Below are 17,394 nucleotides of genomic sequence, written 5' to 3'. Positions count from 1 at the left end.
GCCTGCCCGCGGCCTGCCCGGCGTCGTCCCCCCCCCCCCCGCCCCGGGCGGGGGGGCGGGCGCGCGGGGGGCCCGGCCCCCGCCCCCCCGCCCCCCCGGCCCCCCCCCCACTTCCGCGTGTGCGGGACCGCTCAGCCCGTCAGGCGGTCCTTGCCCTTCTCCTTGACCTCGCGGGCCTCACCGCGCGCCTCAAGGGCCGCGCCCTTGGCCGCCGTCGTCTCGTTGCCCAGCACGTGCGCGGCCTTCTTGACGGCCTTGCCCGCGACCTGCTCCGTCCTGGCCTTGGCCTTCTCCGTGGCGCTCATGGTGTGTCCCTTCGTTGTCGATCACCGGTCGCGTGCCCGACTGTCAGCAGCGGAAACGTAGCGATGTCCTCCGCGGACACCTTCGCCGACGGGTGCGGGTCCGAGGTGGCCACGTCCGTGCGGGAGCGGCGCAGCGTCCGGCACGACGACTGCGTCCTCGCCGAGCCCGCCGATCCGGCCGCGGGCGAGCGGGCCGGTGCGGACGCGGTGGAGTTCTTCCGGCGGTGGCTGGGCTGAGGGCCGGTTGTCAGTGGCGTGCGCCATACTCCGGAGACCGGAGCCGGCCGGGCTCCGCGGGAGGTAGGGGAGTGCGCGCATGGCCGAGGTTCTGCTGTTCCACCACGCTCAGGGGCTCACGCCGGGTGTCCTCGGCCTCGCGCAGGAGCTGCGCGACGCGGGGCACGTCGTGCACACGCCCGACCTGTACGAGGGGCACGTTTTCGACACGCTGGACGAGGGCATGGGGTACGCCCGCAAGGCCGGCTTCGATGTCATCGCCGCACGGGGCGAGGCGGCGGCGTCCGACCTGCCGGCGGAGCTCGTGTACGTCGGCCTCTCGCTGGGCGCCGTCCCCGCCCAGAAGCTGGCTCAGACGCGGGCGGGTGCGCGCGGCGTGGTCCTCCTGCACGCCTGCCTGCCCGCCGCCGAGTTCGGCGCCTGGCCCGACGGCCTCCCCGCCCAGATCCATGGCATGGACGCGGACCCCTTCTTCGCCGAGGAGGGCGGCGACCTGGACGCCGCCCGCGAGCTGGTCGCCGTGGTCCCGACCGCGGAGCTGTTCCTCTACGAGGGCGACCGGCACCTGTTCACGGACAGCGGCCTGCCGGAGTACGACGAGGCGGCGGCGGGGGTGGTGAGGGAGCGCGTGCGGCGCTTCCTGGAAGCGGCGGCGTAGGCGCGCGCCGCTCCCCGTTCCCTCCGGGCCCGGGGAGCGGTCCTCACGCCCGGCTCGGCTTGTCGATCAGCAGCCCGGTCGCGCACAGGCCGCCGAGGAGCCAGACCAGCACGAGCGGCGTCAGCGCGCCGAGACCCATCAGCACCGGGAACGCGACCACCGCGGCTGTGACCACGAGTACGGCCGCACGCCGCAGGTTGCCTCCGGCCTCCCAGGTGCGGCGGAGCATGCCCGAGGACCGCCACCCCGTGGCCAGGACGACCGCGACGAGCAGTCCCGCGCACGCCAGGAACCACAGCGGCATCGGCGGCAGATCCCCCACCGTCGACTCACCGCGCGCCAGATCGCGCACACCGAGCACCAGCACGACCGGCCCGGCGAGGGCGAACACCCCACCCAGCAACCGCACGAACCAGACGCCCGGCGTCGCCACGAGGCCCCGCCGAACGACGACCGTCTGCGGTTCTCCGTGTGCATCCGCCGCGCCGCGTCGCGGAAGTCCGTCACGAGGACGACCCCCGCCACGGTCGCGAAGATCCCCCCAGGCCAACAGGAACATGGCACCCCCTCAAGTCCGCCTGCGCGTGCCCGCTGCGGCCGTCCGCAATCCAGGGGGCCGGCAGGACTGCCGGAGGTGGAAGGGCTCGGGCGGAGGTGTCGACGAGGAGCGGCGCCGACGGAGCGGCATGAGGTGGTCGAGCGGGCGGCGGAGCAGGGAACCGCACGCGCGGCGCGCCCGCGGGCCCTGGACGGGTGGCGTCCAGGGCCCGCGGGCGGCTCCCACGTCATGCGGGCGCGCGGCGGCCGCTCAGGCGAAGGTCGCCCGCCACGTCGCCGGGCCGACCGCGCCGTCGACCGTGAGGCCCTTGCGGGACTGGAGGGTGCGGCAGGCGGTGTCGGAGCCGGCGCCGTACTGGCCGTCGACGGTGAGGGCGAAGCCGTGCGCGGTGTTCATGCGGTACTGCCAGGTGGCGACGCTCGCGTGGACGGTCACCGGGGAGGAGCGGAAGGTGACCCCGGGCGCGGGCAGCGGACCGCCGCCGGGGTTGACCTCGCCGCTGATCACGCGGCTGTAGAGCGCGGCCGGGCAGTCCGTCGAGTGGTGGTCGCGGTGGCCGGTGATGGCCTGCGCGGCGCCGCCCGACGAGCGCAGCCGGCTGATGCCGAGCCGGATCGCGTCGATCAACTGCGGTGTGACCGTGTCGTAGTTGGTGAGCGTGCCGCCGGTCAGCGCGCACACCGCGTACCAGTCGTCGTTGCCCTGGGTGGTGCCCTGCGCGGCGGTGCGGACGTTCTCGCCGCGGCCCTGGAAGAGGTAGCCGTGGACGCAGGCGAGGTGGCTGTAGGCGATGTCCGACCAGCCGTTGGAGTCCATGTGCTGGTTCTGGATGCCCCGCACCTGGCCGGCGCAGTCGGCGTGGTTGGTGCGGGCGAGCTTCACACCGTCGACGTGGTGGACGACGACGCCGCCCTGCTGCGGCGTGATGTTCGTGCCGACCTCGATCGGCGCGCGGGCGCCCCACTGGGCGCGGGTGACGAAGGTGGCCATCAGGCACGCCCCCCGCGGACGCAGCCGACACCGGCGTTGAGCGGCTCGGCGTGAGCGCTCCTCGCGGCGCCGGGGCCCCAGACGGCGCCGGAAGCGCGGGGGTTCGTGACGAGAGGGAGCTCGGTCCGGCCGGGCGGGAGCGGGGTGGAAGCCTGCGCGGTTCCGGTACAGACGACGGGCAGTGCGAGCGCACCACCGACCGCCGCGAGCAGGGCGACGCGGCGAGAGGGGCCGTGGGTCAACGTTCCTCCAGGTGGGGAGAAGATCGCTGTGATTGTCCAGAACACGTCAGAGCCGCGTCAAGACTCTCCCGCCGCGCGTTCGGCGGAGTCCGCCGGGCGTTCCGCATCCGGGCCCGCCCGCTACCAGGAGTGCGCCATCGGCCGGTACTGGGGGATCCGCATCGTCTCGTCGTCGCGGACGGGGGGACCGTACGGGCCGTAGGGGCCGTTCGACCCTGACGCGTCGTACGGGCCGGGCGCCGGCACCTCCCACGGCGGCGCGGTGGGCGACGGGCGGCCGCCGTACCGCGCACCGGCGTACTCCGCACCCGCGTACTCCGGGCTCGCGTCATCGACTTCCGCGTGTCCCGGGCCGGCGTACTCCTCGAACTCCGGCCCCGCGTACCGCTCGTAGGCGTGCACCGGGACCGCACCGGTCAGCTGCTCCGCCTCCGCGCCGGAGAGCGAGACCTCCGCCCCGTTCTCACGGGTGCCCCACCCGGTCTTCCGGCAGGTCAGCACGCCCCACCAGCGCAGCCAGCGCAGGAGCGTCCAGGCCATGACGATGGCCAGCGGCATCATCAGCCAGGTCGCGATCCGCGAGCGGATGCGTTCGTCGGAGCGGATGATGCTGAGGTAGCGCAGGCCCTGCGCCCAGCCCATGAGGAACGGGATCCACAGCATCGAGGCGGGCGGCCGGTTGCCGTAGGCGAGCGGCTCCACGACGAGCATCCACACCAGCACCATCTGCGTGATGAGCACCTGGATCCACCGCACCAGGTGCATCCAGAACGCGGGCCGGTTCACCGGCAGGTACCGCATCCGCCAGATGGAGCGGATCGCCGAACCCCGCATCCACCGCAGGTACATGCGCACGAAGTGCGACCACTTCTCCGGCATCGCGGAGAACACGATGGCGCTCGGCTGCTGGACGGTGAGCCCGCGCTCCTGCGCGTACAGGGTCAGCAGGCTGTCGTCGGAGAACATGACGGGGCGGCCGAGGAACACCTCGTTGAGGTACGAGTCGAGGTTGTCCCGCAGGATGTCCGCCCGGTACGCGGCCAGCGGACCGGAGTTGACGGTGACCGCGCCGACCGCCGACTGCCCCGAACGGTCGACGAGTTGGGACGTGGTGAACCACAGGTCGGTGATCCTCGCCAGCACGTTCTTCCGGTTGTTCGTCGCCACGACGATGCCGGCCACCGACTGCACGCGCGGCCGCGCGAAGGGCGTGAGGATCTCCTCGATCGCGTTGGGCGCGAAGCACGAGTCGGAGTCGCAGGTGATGAAGACGTCCGCGTCCGGCGCCTGCCGCACCCCCGCGGCCTGCGCGTGCCGCTTGCCGCCGTTGGGCGTGCGCTGCCAGGTGGTGCGCACCCCGGCCGCGCGGGCCGCCTGCTCCCACCACCGGCGCACCCCCTCCAGGTCCGCGCTGTTCTTCGAACCGTCGTCCACGACGTGTACGGCGTCCGGCAGCCGGGTCTGGCGCAGGAACGACTCCAGGCCGAGCTTCAGCAGCCCCGGGTCCTCGTTGTAGACGGGCATCAGGATCGCGGTCCTCAGGTCCGCGAGCTGCCGGGCGATCCGGGGGGTGAGGCGGCGGGGCCGGTCCAGGTGGTAGAGCACCGTCTGCAGCAGCACCGCGAGGAAGATCGTCGACCAGACGATCGAGAGCCGGGACTTGGCCTCGGCGTCGTACTCCATGGCGCGGATCACGTGGAGCCCGGTCCAGACGGTCACCCCGCCGAGGACGACGAAGCCGAACAGGACGGTCGACGACCGGTGCTGGTGGGCCGCCAGCACCGGTGTCGCCTTGCGCCGGCGGCGCGCACTCACTCCTGGCCCGCGGAGCGGCCCCGCCGGAAGCCGAACCGTATCGCCAGCATGCCGCCGACCACGAGGACGACGGCGGTCGCGACGATCGCGATCCCGGCGTCGAGCATGATCCCGCCGCCGATCGCGATCGCGCCGAGTCCCGAGCCGGTCGCGGCGAGCTGTCCACCTTCGGACATGGCAAATCCCCCCAGAGCTGAAACGTGAAGATCCTGCGGATGTTCTCCCGACGATGTTCACATCTCTTGCCGACGGAAGCGCGCGTTCCCCTGGTTGAAATCCATACGACGTACACGTCTACGCGCGAGGGGGGAGTGATGAGTTCCGCGTACGTCTTGCGCGGGATGCGGTTTCCGGGGCGCGGGGGCCTTGGGCGGCCGGCAGCGAGGGTCTTTTCGCCGCTGCGCGGCGAAGCCGTGCCGCTGCGCGGCAGGCCGGCGAGGGTCCGCCGCTGCGCGGCTCGGCCGGAGTGTGGCTTCGCCGCTGCGCGGCTCGGGCGGCGGGAGCGGGGGGTCCCGCCGCTGCGCGGCGTCTCCAGTGGGTCCTGCCGCTGCGCGACAGGCGTCGCATCGCTGTGGGGGTGAATCGGACGGGGGGTGGGGTGGACGGGGGTGCCCCCGCGGCGGCGAAGGAGCGAGGAGGTGCGCCCGACCGGCCCGCCCGGCCCCCGACCTACGCGACCCCGCCCCGCCCGCAGAGCGCCGGTGTGCCCACCGGTCGTACGGGCGCGACGGCTCACACTCGGACGGCGTGCGAGCACCGGTCTGCGCGAGGGCGACCGTCCGCAGCCCGTGCCGCACGCGACCATCGGCCCGCGCGAGCGCGACCGCCCGCACCTCGTGGCGCACACGACCGTCGGCCCGCGCTGCCGCGACCGTTCGCAACTCGTGCCGCGCGCGGGCACCGGTCTGCGGGAGCGCGGCCGCCCGCACCTCGTGCCGCACACGACCGGCCCGTGCGACCGCGACTGCCCGCACCCCTTGCCGCCCGCGGCCGGGCGCCCGCCGGACCCCCCGCCCGCGGCCCGCTCAGCCGGGCTGCGGATACTGGGTCCGTGACCCGACACCCCCGCACTTTCCGGTGACCTGGTCGGAGGGCGCGCTCGCGTTCGTCGTCGGGGTGGTCGTGTCCGTGGCGACCGCACCGGTCGGCGTGTCGGGCGCGGTGTTCCTGCTTCCGGTGCAGGTGAGCGTGTTCGGGGTGCCGTCCCCCGCGGTGACGCCGACGAACCTGCTGTACAACGTCGTGGCCGGCCCCGGCGCCCTCCTGCGGCACGCGCGCCGCGGAGGGCTCGGCGGCCCGCTGACGACGCTGTTGCTGCGGGGGACCGTCCCCGGCGTGGTGATCGGCGCCGCGGTCCGCGTGTTCGCGGTCCCCGGCCCCACGGTGTTCCGCGCGTTCGTCGCCGTACTGCTGCTGCCGCTCGGGACGTGGCTGTGCGTCCGGACGCTGCGGCCCGCACCGCCCCGGCCCCGACGCCCGCTCTCCGCGCGCGCGGTCCAAGGGCTCGCGCTCGCGGTGGGGACCGCGGGCGGGGTCTACGGCATCGGCGGCGGCTCCCTGCTCGGCCCCGTCCTGGTCGGCCGGGGGATGCCCGTCGCCGAGGTCGCCCCCGCCGCGCTGGCCTCGACGTTCGTCACCTCGGCCGTCGGCGCGGGCACCTTCGCGCTGCTGTCGCTGACGGCCGGGGGCGCGGTCGCCCCCGACTGGCCGCTCGGGCTCGCCTGCGGGGCCGGCGGGCTGGTCGGCGGCTACCTCGGCGCGCACCTCCAGCCGCGCCTCCCGGAACGGTTCCTCCGTCTGCTGCTCGGCACCCTCGCCGCGGGGGTCGGCGCGGTGTACGCGGTCCAGGCGGTGGTGTGAGGCGGGGTCAGCCCATGCTCTTCGCGCCGTCCAGCGACTCGCGGATGATGTCCGCGTGGCCGGCGTGCTGCGAGGTCTCCGCGGCGATGTGCATCAGGGTCCGCCGCACCGACCAGTGCTTGCCCTCCTCGTGCCAGGGCGCCTTCGGCAGCGGGTGCTCGGCGTCGAGGTCGGGGACGGTGCGGACCAACTCGTCGGTCCTGGCCGCCACTTCGGCGTGCGCGGCGAGTGCGTCCGCGAGGGTCTCGTCCGGGAGCAGCCGGAAGTTGTCCTGCCAGGCGGCCCAGTCCTCCTCGGTCATCGCGCTGAAGTCCATCGCCCCGGGGCCCTCGACGATGAACCTCGCCCAGTTCGCCTCGACCGCGGTCACGTGCTTGATCAGACCCCCGAGAGTCAGCTCGCTCGCCGTCGTCCGCAGGCGGGCCTGCTCGTCGGTGAGGTCGCGGGTGGTGTGCCGCAGGAAGTGCCGCTGCTGGCCCAGCAGTTCCAGGAGGTCCGCGCGCTCGCGCGAGATCGGTGCGGTCTCGGTCGCGTGGTCGTTCGTCATCAGCCCTCACCCTTCGTTCCGTCCCGCCCGCCATCCGGGCCGCCGGACGTCCCCTACGGTAAGGACCCTTGCGGACAGTTCCGGTCCGCGATGCGTCGAAGTCCGTGCGATTGAGCCGAACGAGGCGGGTGGGGTGGGGCGCTTGTGCGGGGGGCGGGGTCGCGTCCGGCGGGGGCCGGGTGGGGCGGTCGGGGGCTCCTTCTCGCTCCTTCGTCGCTGCGGGGGCACCCCCGCCCACCCCACCCTCGCGCCGTCGCCGTCCGCCGGCCGGTGGCGCGCAGCGTCACCGCACCACTGCGCAACCCACGTCGCCTACAAAGGTGACTGCCATGGGCGGCTGTGGCGGGAGAAGCCGCCGCGCAGCGGCGGACCCTCACCGGCCTGCCGCGCAACGGCGGACCGGAACCCGCTGCCGCCGCCCAAGGCCCCCGCGGCGCACCGGGACCCGCTGCCGCCGCCCAAGGCCCCCGCGGCGCACCGGGACCCGCTGCCGCCGCCAATCGCCGCTAGGCCAGCCGCGCGGGGAAGCCGCCCGTGGCGACGGGGCCCCACCGGCGAGGTGTGACGCGGATGAGGGACTTGCCCTGCCGCCGCATCGCCGCCCGGTACTCGTCCCAGTCCGGATGCTCTCCGGAGATGTTCCGGAAGTACTCGACGAGCGGCTCGACCGCCTCCGGCACGTCGAGAACCTCCGCGTCACCGTCGACCTGCACCCACGGCCCGTCCCACTCGTCCGACAGGACGACGACACTGACCTCCGCCGACCGCCTCGCGTTCCGCGTCTTCGCACGCTCCGGGTACGTCGACATCACCAGCCGCCCCGCATCGTCCACCCCGCATGTGAGCGGCGACGCCTGGGGCGAACCGTCCCCCCGCCGCGTGATCAGCAGCGCACGGTGCCGGGGCCGCACGAACGCGAGCAGCCCGTCGAGATCGACCTGGGTGTTGGTGGCAATGGAAGGGCTCATGCCAGGCAACCTACGCCATCACCCCCCACCCCCGACGAGCCGCGCCCCGACGCGCCCACCACGGCCGGCTGCCGCTGCGCCCCCTGCACGAACCGCCCTCCACGCCCCGCAAGTCCGGGCCGCACACCCCTCGCCCCGAGCCGCACGTCACCTCGCACCCCGGCCGACAGGCGGCCCGCTCCCTCGGTGCTCATCCACCTGCACGCGAGCCCCGTCGGGCTCTGGGTCCGCGGCACGGTCGGGGGCGCGCGGAACCGCTTGCCGGTCGGAGCCGGCACGAAGCGCCGCGCGCGGGGGATCGTGTGCGAGGGACCGAAGGGACCGAAGCGCGGCGTTGCCGGCGAACGCGGTGCGCGAGGGTGAACGCACGCTTCCTACGCGGACATGCCTCGCTCCGCCCGGATCCGCGCGAGCCACCGCTCGCCCAACTCCCGTCCGTCCGGGTGCCGATCCTTCACGTCCCAGCGCCACGTCGTGGCGACAGCCAGGGCCAGGACGCGGCACAGGTGCAGCAACTCCCGCTCCAGAGCCGGATATCGGGCCCCGACGGCCTCCGGTGCGTGGGCGAGGTCGAACTCGACGGGGCCGTGGCAGCACGTCTCCAGGTCGACGAAGAGGGGGCCGTCGGCCGTGATGAGTACGTTGCCCGGGTGCGGTTCGCCGTGGAGCAGTTGTTCCGGCGCGCCCCAGGAGGAGACCGCGCGACGGAGCGTGCGCAGGGTGTCGGCGAGCAGGGTGCGGTCTGCCGGCGCGAGCGCGGGGGTGCGGTCGTGGTCCGCGACAAGCTGTTGCGCCTGTGCCACACGCTCGGTGAAGTGGGGTGCGTCGTGCCGGACTTCACGCATCCCGGCGTGCAGTCGCGCCAGCCCGTCGGCGTACGCGCCCGGCGTGAGCCCGTGCGACGCCGTCGGCGCGTGGTATGTCCACAACGTCACCCCGAACCCGTCCCGCTCGTACACCCGCGGCTCCACCCGCCGGTCCGGCCCCGCCACCGGACACCCCGCCGCCACCAACCGTCGCGCCAACTCCAGCTCGAACAGGGGGCTTTCGTCCCCGGGTGGCGCCACCCGGGCCACCACGTCGCACGGCGCCAAGCGCAGCGTCACCTTGTTCGACGCGTGCAGCACCAGCGCGTCCTCGACCGTCAGCCCGCATGCCGCCGCGACCCCCGTCCCCGCCTCTACCGCCCGCGCCGTGTCCGTGTCGCCCATACCCCGCACCCTGTCAGGGCTTGCCGACGTCGACCACCCAGATGCCGGTGCCGTCGTACGCGGCCGGTGTCGTGGTCAGGACCTGGCCCTCGACGGCTCCCGAAGCCGCGGCGTAGACCGCGTGGGCGAAGGCCCACGCGACGCCGCCTGCCGTCAGGCTCTCGACCGCCGCCGTGGCGGCGAAGTCGAGCGGGAGGAACTCCAGCCCGGGCAGCGCCCCCGCATGGGCTGTCGCGCCGGGCAGTTCGAGGCTCGCCGCGACCATGCACAGAGCGGGTACGTGTGCTCGTTGCGCCGGGTCGTCGACCTCGACGACCGCGAGGCCGGCGAGCGGGCGGTGGCCGCGGCAGAGAGCGATGACCGCCGTGTGGTCGAGGACGATCACCCGCGGCTCCCGACCCGGCCCGCCGCGATGGCTGCCCGCCAGTCCTGGGCCTCGCGCAGATCCCTCCCGGTGAGCTCGACGCCGAGATGCGCTCGTACGTACGCCACGCCGCGTGCGGTGCGTTCGGCCCGCTCGGCGTCTGTCGGGGTGGCCGCCACAAGTCGTTCGACGAGGGCTCGCGCACTCACGCCGCGCTCCTCGGCCAACACGCGGAGGCGGTCGCGGACGTCTTCGGTGATCTTTATCGTCGTGTCGGCCATGACGTGAGAAAACTTTTGAATACCAAGACGTGTCGAGGGCGGCGTGTATTGCGAAGACTTCTACGCGAAGAAGTGTTTGCAAAGAACTCTTCGCGGTCTACCGTGGGTCGTATGACAGACACCCCCGTGGGGCCGCGGGCCTCCCGTGCCGCCGTGGACGCCGTCGTACTGGATGCCAAGGGGCTGCGTGCCCTGGCGCATCCGGTGCGCGTCCAACTGGTCGGACAGCTGCGGAAGTTCGGGCCGTCGACGGCCACGCGGCTCGCGGAGCGGCTGGGGGTGAACAGCGGGACGGCCAGCTACCACCTGCGGCAGCTCGGCGCGGCCGGGTTCGTCGAGGAGGACACCGGGCGGGGCAACGCGCGCGAGCGGTGGTGGCGTGCGGTGCACATGAGGACGCACCTGGAGGACGGGGAGCTGGTCGAGCGCGAGCCCGAGGCGGCGATGGCGTATCTGCAGGCCGTCGCGGCGACCTACACCCTGCGGGTGCAGAACGCGCTCAACGAGCTGCAGACGGTGCCGAGTTCATGGCGCGGCACGTTCGACATGAGCGACTGGGCGCTGCGGCTCACGCCGGCCGAGGCCGTCGCGCTGCGCCGGGAGCTGGGGGAGGTGGTCGCCCGCTACCGGCAGGACACGCCGGACGAGGTGGCCGACGCGCCCGAGGGGGCCGAGCGGGTCGGCGTCATCGCGCACGTCATCCCCGAGCCGGGACGCGAACCGGGGCCCGAGTCGGGACCTGAGTCGGAACGCGAACCGGAGCCCGAGTCGGGACCCGAGCCGGGACGCGAACCGGGGCCCGAACCGGGACCTGAGTCGGGACGCGAACCGGAGCCCGAGTCGGGACCCGAGCCGAGGCGTGAAACGGAACCCGAGCCGAGGTCGGACCGCGCCGGAGGGGAGGCGTCGTGACGGGGGACGCCCCCGCCGGCATACCCGGCCCGCGGACCTTACGGCCCCTCGTCGGCGTCCTCGCGGCGATGGCCGTCTCGTTGACCGGCACCCGCGTCTCGGGCATCGCCCTGCCGTGGTTCGTGCTGGTCACGACCGGCAGCGCGACGCAGACCGGGCTCGTCGCGTTCTGCGAGATGGCGCCGTACGTCGTGGTCAAGGCGCTCACCGGGCCGCTGGTGGACAGGGTCGGGCCGCGGACCGTGTCCTGGACGACGGACCTGGTCAGCGGGGCCGCGGTGGCCGTCGTTCCGCTGCTGCACGTCCTTGACCTGCTGTCCTTCCCGCTCCTGCTCGCGCTCGTCGCGGTGGTCGGCGCGGCGCGCGGGCCCGGTGACCTGTGCAAGGAGGTCATGGTGCCGGAGGCGGCCGAACGGGCGCGGGTGCCGTTGGAGCGGGCCGCGGGGTTCGCGGGCGTGGTCGAGCGGCTCGCGTCCACGCTGGGGCCGGCGGTCGGCGGCGTACTGGTCGCGCTCCTCGGGCCGTTGGCGGGGCTGGTCGTCAACGCGGTCTGCTTCGGGCTGGGTTCGGCGGTCATCGCGCTCACGCTGCCACGGGGCGCGGGTCGTGCGGCCGACGGGGCGTCCGACGAGGGCGGCGGCCAGGAGGCGGGGTACTGGCGGCGGTTCGGCGAGGGGTTCGCGTTCCTGCGGCGGGAGCCGATGCTGCGGGTCATCGTCGGCATGCTGGGGATCACCAACCTGCTCGACGCGGCGATCTCCGGCGTGCTCATCCCCGTCTGGGCGAAGGAGTCCGGTGCGGGGCCCGCCGCGATCGGGCTGATGAGCGGCACGATGGGAGCCGCGGCCGTCGTCGGGAGCCTGATCGCGGCCGCGCTCGCGCACCGGTTGAGCCGCCGGGCGGTGTTCTTCGCCGGGTTCGCCCTCGCCGGGGCGCCGCGCTTCGTGGTCCTCGCGCTGGACGCGCCGCTGTGGGGGATCCTGCCAGTCTTCGCCGTCAGCGGCTTCGGTGCGGGATTCCTCAACCCGGTGCTCGCCGCGGTGCTGTTCGAGCGCGTTCCGCGCCCGATGCTCGGCCGTGCCCAGGCACTCGGCGACGCGCTCGCCTGGGCCGGCATCCCCCTCGGCGGTCTCGTCGCCGGCGCGGCCGTCTCCCTCGCCGGCCTCACCCCCGTCCTCCTCGCCTTCGGCGCGGCCTACTTCCTCACCACCCACCTCGCCGGCCTCCGCCCGGAATGGCGCGCAATGGACCGCGCGCGGAGGGCTGTCGCTCCCGAGCCGGGTGTCTCGACCGGTATCTCGCCCGGCGGGCCGGACTGAGCTGGGCGTGGGCGGTGGCAGTGCCCGCCACCCGCGAGCCGCGCGAATCCCGGTGCCGGCCGCACGGGGATCCCGGCCCCCTCCGGCGCGCTCACTCCGGGGTCGTGAGCTCGACGCGCCAGTCGTTGGAGGTGATCCAGTGGCCCTTCGGGTACTCGAAGGCCGCCGTGCCGAGGAGGGTGAAGCCGGCCTTGCGGCAGACGGAGTTGGAGGCGGGGTGGTCGGCCGAGGGGAAGGCGTGCAGGTGGGGGTGGGTGCGGCGGGCGCGGGCGGCGAGGGTGACGGCGCGGGCGGCGTCGGCGGCGAGGCCGCGGCCCTGGAACTCGGGGAGGACGGCCCAGCCGGTCTCCCAGACGGTCGCGTCGTGCCAGGACCGCTCCCAGATGCCGATGGACCCGACGGTCTCGTCGGTCGCGGCGAGCACCGCGCGGTACATCGCGCCCGCGCTCAGCGCGAGATAGCGGCGATGGCGGTCGAGGAGCTGCTCCTCGGTCTCGGGACCGCCGAGGTGCGCGGTCATCTCGGCGCTGTTGGCGCGTTGCAGCAGCCACAGGTCGCCCTCGGCCCACGGTTCCAGGCGCACCCGGCCGGCGGCGGGTATGTCGTCAGGGTTCACAGCGGTGTCTCCCGGTTCAGTCGAGGCAGAACTCGTTGTCCTCGATGTCGCGCATCACGATGCAGGAGTCGTTCTCGTCGAGGAGGAGGCGTTCGCGGACCGCGCCCAGGGGCAGGAGGCGGGCGCACTCCGCCTCCAGCGCGGCGAGGCGCTCCTCGCCGTGGAGGCCGGTGCCGACGCGGACGTCGAGGTGGACCCGGTTCTTGGCGGTCTTGCCCTCGGGGACGCGCTGGAAGAAGAGGCGCGGGCCGGCCCCGGTGGGGTCGGCGCAGGCGAACCACGAGCCGCGCTCCTCGGCGGGGCGGGTCGCGTCGAAGGCGTCCCACGTCGCGAAGCCGTACGGCGGCTTCGCGACCTCGTAGCCGAGCACCTCGCACCAGAAGCGGGCGAGCCGCTCGGGCTCGGCGCAGTCGAACGTCACCTGGAACTGCCTGATCGTCGCCATCGCCGCACCCTAGCAACCGGCACCGACACGGCCGCGGGCCACGGTCACAGCTCCCGCGCGGGCCAGTCGAGCAGGCGCGCGCCGATGACCGCGGTCTGGAGCATGTAGCGGTGCGCGGGGTCGGCCGGGTCGGCGCCGGTCAGCTTGCGGATGCGCTCCAGACGGTAGGTGAACGCGCGGACGCTCAGCGAGAGCCGGCGTGCGGCCTCCGCGGCGACGCAGCCGGTGTCGAAGTACGCGGTGAGGGTGTCCATCAGCGGCCGCGGGCCGCCGCGCGCGGCGGTGAGCGGGCCGAGGGTGGCGCGGACGAGGTCGGCCATCGCCTGCCGGTCGCGGGTCAGGACGGGGTAGACGAGCAGGTCGGCGGCGTGCAGCACCGGCTCGTCGAAGCCGAGCCGGTCGGCCAGGTCGAGCGCGTTGAGGGCGTCCTCGTAGGACTGCCTGACGCCGGCCGGCCCCGGATGGCCGCGGCCGACCGCGACCTGGCCGCCGTCGGTCGCCGCGTACGCCTTCTTGGCGAAGAACGCGAGCACCTCGGCCTGGTCGCCCGGCGCGATGCACAGCAGCCGGCCCTCCTTGGTGGTGAGGAGGATGTCGCGGTGGCCGAACCGGGCGGTCAGCGCCTGCTCGATCGAGCGCGGCACAGCGTCGGCGTCCTCGTACGACACGGTGGACGCGCCGCGGGCGACGGCGACGGCGTGCGTCTGGGCGAGGCGCAGGCCGAACCGCTCGGCGCGCTCGGCCAGTCGGCCGAGGTCGCTGCGGCCGTGCAGCAGGTCGTCGACGAACTCCCGGCGTGCGACCTCCTGTTGCCGCACGGCGAGCCGCTGCGCCCGCTCGTACCCCTGCGCGGCGGCGTCGACGGCCTGCTGCAGCCCGGCCAGCACGCTGTCGGTGCTGCCGGGGGCGGTCGGCCAGGCGGCGCGGGCGGCGGCGAGGTGCCCGGTGAACAGGGCGCGCAGGCCGTATCCTTCGGCCGCGGCGCGGGCGCCGAGCGCGCGCCGGGAGTCGAGCTCGTCGCGGGTGAGGCGGCGGCCGGTCGCGGCGACGTCGTCGAGGACGGCGCTGAGGCCGTCCAGGTACGCGGCGGGCAGCTCCGGATCCACCACGACGGGGCCCTCGATTCTGACGGTGTGTCACACCGCGCGCGACGGGGCCCGGCACCCGGACCCTAACCAACGCTGCCGGGATCCGGCAATGCGCCACCGGGTGCGACGCGGGCATGATGCCGCCACGGGGGACGCGGCGGCCACCTCCATGCCGGACACCGGCATGGAGGCCCGCCGCGAGCACGGCGACGGGGGAGGTGGACGACATGGCCCCACGTTCCCGAGCAGCGCACCGCCGCGGCCGGCGCTGCACGGCCACCAGACGCCGGCGCCGCACGGCACCCGCGCGCCCGCACTGGACGGCGACCATGCCTCTGCGCCGCACGGCAGGCAACCCGCGTACCGGCAGGTGGAGCTCCAGGCGTCCTTCCCCGACGACCCCGCCTGGGCCGTGCCGCACGAGTGCGGCGGTGACACCGGCCTCGACGGCGCCCTCCCCGGCCCCCCAGGATCGGAGGCGCTCGCCGTCCTTCGACAGGTCGTCGACCAGCCCCCCGTCCTCGGCGTGATGTGGCGGGCCACCCCGACCGAGCTCACGGTCAGCCAGAATCGCGCGGGCTGACGGCACATTCGTGAGCAGCCGAGCGCCGGCGACGTGTCCGCCCGCCACGGTGACCCCGCCCCGCAGGGCGCAAGGCGGCGGAGCCGGGCGTCAGACCGCGGTCGGGCTGAGTTCGGCCGCCTCTTCGCGGGAGGTGTACATCGCGGAGCCCTGCTTCGTCTCCTTGACGACGCGGCCCTTCTTGACCAGTGCGTCGAGGGCGTTGCGGACGACCTGGACGGAGGTGCGGCGGTCGGGGTGGCGGGTGAGGAGGTCGGTGTGGATCTCGCGGGCGAGGCGGGGCTCGCCGGGGTGCGCGGCGAGGAGGTCGTGGACGAGGGAGTGGAGCGGGGGCTCCGAGGGCTTCTTCGCGGCGGGTGCGGCCGCGGAGGCGGGTGCGGACTTCGCCGCGGGCTTCGCCGCGGGCTTGCGGCGGGTCGAACTCGCCGCCGCCTTGCGGGGTTTGGGGACGGGAGTCCCGTCCTGCTTCGTGGCCGGCTTCGCCACGTCCGCAGCCGGGGCCGCGTCCGCAGCCGGGGCCGCCGCCGCGCCCGCCCCCGCGGTTTCACCCGAAAGTGTGACCGTGCCCTGGACCCCGGACAACCACTCCGCGTCCGCGGCGAGTTGGCGGAGACGGGACTGGAGGTCCGCGATCTGCGTCCGCAGGGCCTCCTGCTCGCGTGTGTTCTCCGCCAGGTCACTGGCGAGACGCTGGGCGTACCTGCTCTGGATGGGCGTGTTGGCCGGATCGACTGTCACGGTGACTCGCTCTCTTCGTGCACGGTGTGCTCAGCAGGATGCTACTGACACCGTGTACCGCGCCAGGACTTCCACCAACGAGACGCGAACGACACCGCGGGCACGCGTCGCAGCGCACCCGCGGTGTCGAACTGGCGTTCTGAGCAGTCGAGTTCGGACCTCAGTCGGTGCCGAACTCCATCGCCGCCTGGTCGAGGAGCTCGTCCTCGTCGGAGGCCTGGCCGCGCGAGGCGATGGCCTCCGCCCCACCGGTGTGCATCGCGCCGATGAGCCCGGTGGACGCGGCCTGGGACGCGCCGATGAGCCCGGGGTGCGCGTTCCCGACCATGCCGAGCGCCGCGTACTGCTCCAGCTTCGCGCGCGAGTCGGCGATGTCCAGGTTGCGCATGGTGAGCTGGCCGATGCGGTCGACGGGGCCGAACGCGGAGTCCTCGGTGCGCTCCATGGAGAGCTTGTCCGGGTGGTAGCTGAAGGCCGGGCCCGTCGTGTCGAGGATGGAGTAGTCCTCGCCGCGCCGCAGCCGCAGGGTGACCTCGCCGGTGACGGCGGTGCCGACCCAGCGCTGCAGGGACTCCCGCAGCATGAACGCCTGCGGGTCCAGCCACCGGCCCTCGTACATCAGCCGCCCGAGCCGCCGGCCCTCGGTGTGGTAGCCCGCGAGGGTGTCCTCGTTGTGGATCGCGTTGACGAGCCGCTCGTAGGCCGCGTGCAGCAGGGCCATGCCGGGCGCCTCGTAGATGCCGCGGCTCTTCGCCTCGATGACCCGGTTCTCGATCTGGTCCGACATGCCCATCCCGTGCCGGCCGCCGATGGCGTTGGCCTCCAGGACGAGGTCGACGGCGGTGGGGAACCGCTTGCCGTTGATCGTGACCGGCCGGCCCTGCTCGAAGCCGACGGTGACGTCCTCGGTGGGGATCTCGATCGACGGGTCCCAGAACCGCACGCCCATGATCGGCTCGACCAGCTCGATGCCGTTGTCGAGGTGCTCGAGCGCCTTCGCCTCGTGCGTCGCACCCCAGATGTTCGCGTCGGTGGAGTACGCCTTCTCCGTGCTGTCCCGGTAGGGCAGCCCGTGGGCGAGCATCCACTCCGACATCTCCTTGCGGCCGCCGAGCTCGGTGACGAAGTCGGCGTCCAGCCACGGCTTGTAGATCCGCAGGCTGGGGTTGGCGAGCAGCCCGTAGCGGTAGAACCGCTCGATGTCGTTGCCCTTGAACGTCGATCCGTCGCCCCAGATCTGCACGTCGTCGTCGAGCATCGCGCGGACGAGGAGCGTGCCGGTGACGGCGCGGCCCAGCGGAGTGGTGTTGAAGTACGTGCGCCCGCCCGAGCGGATGTGGAACGCCCCGCAGGCCAGGGCCGCGAGGCCCTCCTCGACCAGGGCGGCGCGGCAGTCGACCAGTCGCGCGACCTCCGCGCCGTACGCGGTGGCGCGCCCCGGGACGGACTCGATGTCCGGTTCGTCGTACTGGCCGATGTCGGCGGTGTAGGTGCAGGGGACGGCGCCCTTGGAGCGCATCCAGGCGACCGCTACCGAGGTGTCGAGGCCGCCGGAGAAGGCGATCCCGACGCGTTCGCCGACAGGGAGGGAGGTGAGCACTTTGGACATGCGTAAAAGTATGCAGTTCAACGCATGACAATGCAAGGCCGGTTCGA

The 17,394-nt window shown here is 74.0% G+C and carries 20 protein-coding genes and 1 pseudogene; 6 read left to right on the top strand and 15 right to left on the bottom strand.

Features of this window, described 5'->3' with window-relative positions; all coding sequences use genetic code 11:
* Nucleotides 1-131: 131 nt before the first annotated feature.
* Complete coding sequence (locus ACFWEG_RS15735) at nucleotides 132-305, bottom strand: hypothetical protein (RefSeq protein WP_387214799.1); 174 nt, start codon at nucleotides 303-305, stop codon at nucleotides 132-134.
* Between the two features lie 63 nt (nucleotides 306-368).
* On the opposite strand from ACFWEG_RS15735, the gene ACFWEG_RS15730 reads away from it, so the two are divergent.
* Both ACFWEG_RS15730 and ACFWEG_RS15725 read left to right on the top strand, forming a co-directional pair.
* Nucleotides 369-542: a hypothetical protein gene (locus ACFWEG_RS15730; protein WP_387214797.1), complete on the top strand. Its 174-nt coding sequence runs from the start codon at nucleotides 369-371 to the stop codon at nucleotides 540-542.
* A 79-nt stretch (nucleotides 543-621) separates the two neighbouring features.
* Nucleotides 622-1,200, top strand: coding sequence for a dienelactone hydrolase family protein (locus ACFWEG_RS15725; protein WP_387214794.1), 579 nt, complete (start codon nucleotides 622-624; stop codon nucleotides 1,198-1,200).
* A gap of 43 nt (nucleotides 1,201-1,243) precedes the next feature.
* Here the strand turns inward: ACFWEG_RS15725 and ACFWEG_RS15720 are convergent, their stop codons facing one another.
* From ACFWEG_RS15720 to ACFWEG_RS15705, 4 genes are all read right to left on the bottom strand, one after another.
* A complete protein-coding gene (locus ACFWEG_RS15720; protein WP_387214791.1) occupies nucleotides 1,244-1,633 on the bottom strand; it encodes a hypothetical protein in 390 nt (129 codons plus the stop codon).
* A gap of 375 nt (nucleotides 1,634-2,008) precedes the next feature.
* The gene (locus tag ACFWEG_RS15715) at nucleotides 2,009-2,749 is read right to left on the bottom strand and encodes an N-acetylmuramoyl-L-alanine amidase (protein WP_387214787.1); all 741 of its coding nucleotides are present in this window, start codon (nucleotides 2,747-2,749) and stop codon (nucleotides 2,009-2,011) included.
* Nucleotides 2,750-3,111: 362 nt separating this feature from the next.
* Complete coding sequence (locus tag ACFWEG_RS15710) at nucleotides 3,112-4,773, bottom strand: glycosyltransferase (RefSeq protein WP_387214784.1); 1,662 nt, start codon at nucleotides 4,771-4,773, stop codon at nucleotides 3,112-3,114.
* 29 nt (nucleotides 4,774-4,802) lie between these two features.
* Nucleotides 4,803-4,982, bottom strand: coding sequence for a hypothetical protein (locus ACFWEG_RS15705; protein WP_387214782.1), 180 nt, complete (start codon nucleotides 4,980-4,982; stop codon nucleotides 4,803-4,805).
* A gap of 901 nt (nucleotides 4,983-5,883) precedes the next feature.
* Here ACFWEG_RS15705 and ACFWEG_RS15700 point away from each other — a divergent pair.
* Nucleotides 5,884-6,666, top strand: a complete 783-nt coding sequence (locus tag ACFWEG_RS15700; protein WP_387214779.1) for a sulfite exporter TauE/SafE family protein — start codon at nucleotides 5,884-5,886, stop codon at nucleotides 6,664-6,666.
* Nucleotides 6,667-6,673: 7 nt separating this feature from the next.
* Here the strand turns inward: ACFWEG_RS15700 and ACFWEG_RS15695 are convergent, their stop codons facing one another.
* From ACFWEG_RS15695 to ACFWEG_RS15675, 5 genes are all read right to left on the bottom strand, one after another.
* Nucleotides 6,674-7,213 (bottom strand): DinB family protein, encoded by a 540-nt coding sequence (locus ACFWEG_RS15695; RefSeq protein WP_387214776.1) that lies wholly within the window; start codon nucleotides 7,211-7,213, stop codon nucleotides 6,674-6,676.
* Between the two features lie 506 nt (nucleotides 7,214-7,719).
* The gene (locus ACFWEG_RS15690; protein WP_387214773.1) at nucleotides 7,720-8,181 is read right to left on the bottom strand and encodes a PPOX class F420-dependent oxidoreductase; all 462 of its coding nucleotides are present in this window, start codon (nucleotides 8,179-8,181) and stop codon (nucleotides 7,720-7,722) included.
* 374 nt (nucleotides 8,182-8,555) lie between these two features.
* Nucleotides 8,556-9,392 carry a phosphotransferase enzyme family protein gene (locus ACFWEG_RS15685; RefSeq protein ID WP_387214770.1) on the bottom strand — a complete coding sequence of 279 codons (837 nt, stop codon included), beginning with the start codon at nucleotides 9,390-9,392 and terminating at the stop codon, nucleotides 8,556-8,558.
* Between the two features lie 13 nt (nucleotides 9,393-9,405).
* The gene (locus ACFWEG_RS15680; protein ID WP_387214767.1) at nucleotides 9,406-9,777 is read right to left on the bottom strand and encodes a hypothetical protein; all 372 of its coding nucleotides are present in this window, start codon (nucleotides 9,775-9,777) and stop codon (nucleotides 9,406-9,408) included.
* Complete coding sequence (locus ACFWEG_RS15675; protein ID WP_387214764.1) at nucleotides 9,774-10,037, bottom strand: hypothetical protein; 264 nt, start codon at nucleotides 10,035-10,037, stop codon at nucleotides 9,774-9,776. Before ACFWEG_RS15675 ends, ACFWEG_RS15680 begins: the two co-directional genes overlap by 4 nt.
* A 111-nt stretch (nucleotides 10,038-10,148) precedes the next feature.
* Here ACFWEG_RS15675 and ACFWEG_RS15670 point away from each other — a divergent pair.
* Nucleotides 10,149-10,814: pseudogene (locus ACFWEG_RS15670) on the top strand (ArsR/SmtB family transcription factor); the annotation flags it as partial.
* Between the two features lie 131 nt (nucleotides 10,815-10,945).
* Nucleotides 10,946-12,268 (top strand): MFS transporter, encoded by a 1,323-nt coding sequence (locus tag ACFWEG_RS15665; protein WP_387214761.1) that lies wholly within the window; start codon nucleotides 10,946-10,948, stop codon nucleotides 12,266-12,268.
* 91 nt (nucleotides 12,269-12,359) lie between these two features.
* Here the strand turns inward: ACFWEG_RS15665 and ACFWEG_RS15660 are convergent, their stop codons facing one another.
* From ACFWEG_RS15660 to ACFWEG_RS15650, 3 genes are read right to left on the bottom strand one after another with little or no spacing between them, the layout of a single operon-like run.
* Nucleotides 12,360-12,884: a GNAT family N-acetyltransferase gene (locus tag ACFWEG_RS15660; protein ID WP_387214758.1), complete on the bottom strand. Its 525-nt coding sequence runs from the start codon at nucleotides 12,882-12,884 to the stop codon at nucleotides 12,360-12,362.
* 16 nt (nucleotides 12,885-12,900) lie between these two features.
* On the bottom strand, nucleotides 12,901-13,329 hold the full coding sequence (locus tag ACFWEG_RS15655) for a VOC family protein (RefSeq protein WP_387214754.1): 429 nt from the start codon (nucleotides 13,327-13,329) through the stop codon (nucleotides 12,901-12,903).
* A gap of 44 nt (nucleotides 13,330-13,373) precedes the next feature.
* A complete protein-coding gene (locus ACFWEG_RS15650) occupies nucleotides 13,374-14,438 on the bottom strand; it encodes a PucR family transcriptional regulator (protein ID WP_387214751.1) in 1,065 nt (354 codons plus the stop codon).
* 148 nt (nucleotides 14,439-14,586) lie between these two features.
* Here ACFWEG_RS15650 and ACFWEG_RS15645 point away from each other — a divergent pair, with 148 nt between their 5' ends.
* The gene (locus ACFWEG_RS15645; RefSeq protein WP_387214748.1) at nucleotides 14,587-15,000 is read left to right on the top strand and encodes a hypothetical protein; all 414 of its coding nucleotides are present in this window, start codon (nucleotides 14,587-14,589) and stop codon (nucleotides 14,998-15,000) included.
* A 90-nt stretch (nucleotides 15,001-15,090) separates the two neighbouring features.
* On the opposite strand, the gene ACFWEG_RS15640 is transcribed toward ACFWEG_RS15645, so the two are convergent.
* Both ACFWEG_RS15640 and argG read right to left on the bottom strand, forming a co-directional pair.
* Nucleotides 15,091-15,738, bottom strand: a complete 648-nt coding sequence (locus tag ACFWEG_RS15640) for a hypothetical protein (RefSeq protein ID WP_387214745.1) — start codon at nucleotides 15,736-15,738, stop codon at nucleotides 15,091-15,093.
* A 160-nt stretch (nucleotides 15,739-15,898) separates the two neighbouring features.
* On the bottom strand, nucleotides 15,899-17,347 hold the full coding sequence (argG, locus tag ACFWEG_RS15635; protein ID WP_387214742.1) for an argininosuccinate synthase: 1,449 nt from the start codon (nucleotides 17,345-17,347) through the stop codon (nucleotides 15,899-15,901).
* Nucleotides 17,348-17,394 lie beyond the last annotated feature (47 nt).

The sequence above is a fragment of the Streptomyces sp. NPDC060194 genome (assembly GCF_042728285.1).
Lineage (GTDB): Bacteria > Actinomycetota > Actinomycetes > Streptomycetales > Streptomycetaceae > Streptomyces.
Note: the sequence above shows the minus strand (reverse complement) of the source record. Positions and strands in the feature narration are given on the sequence as shown.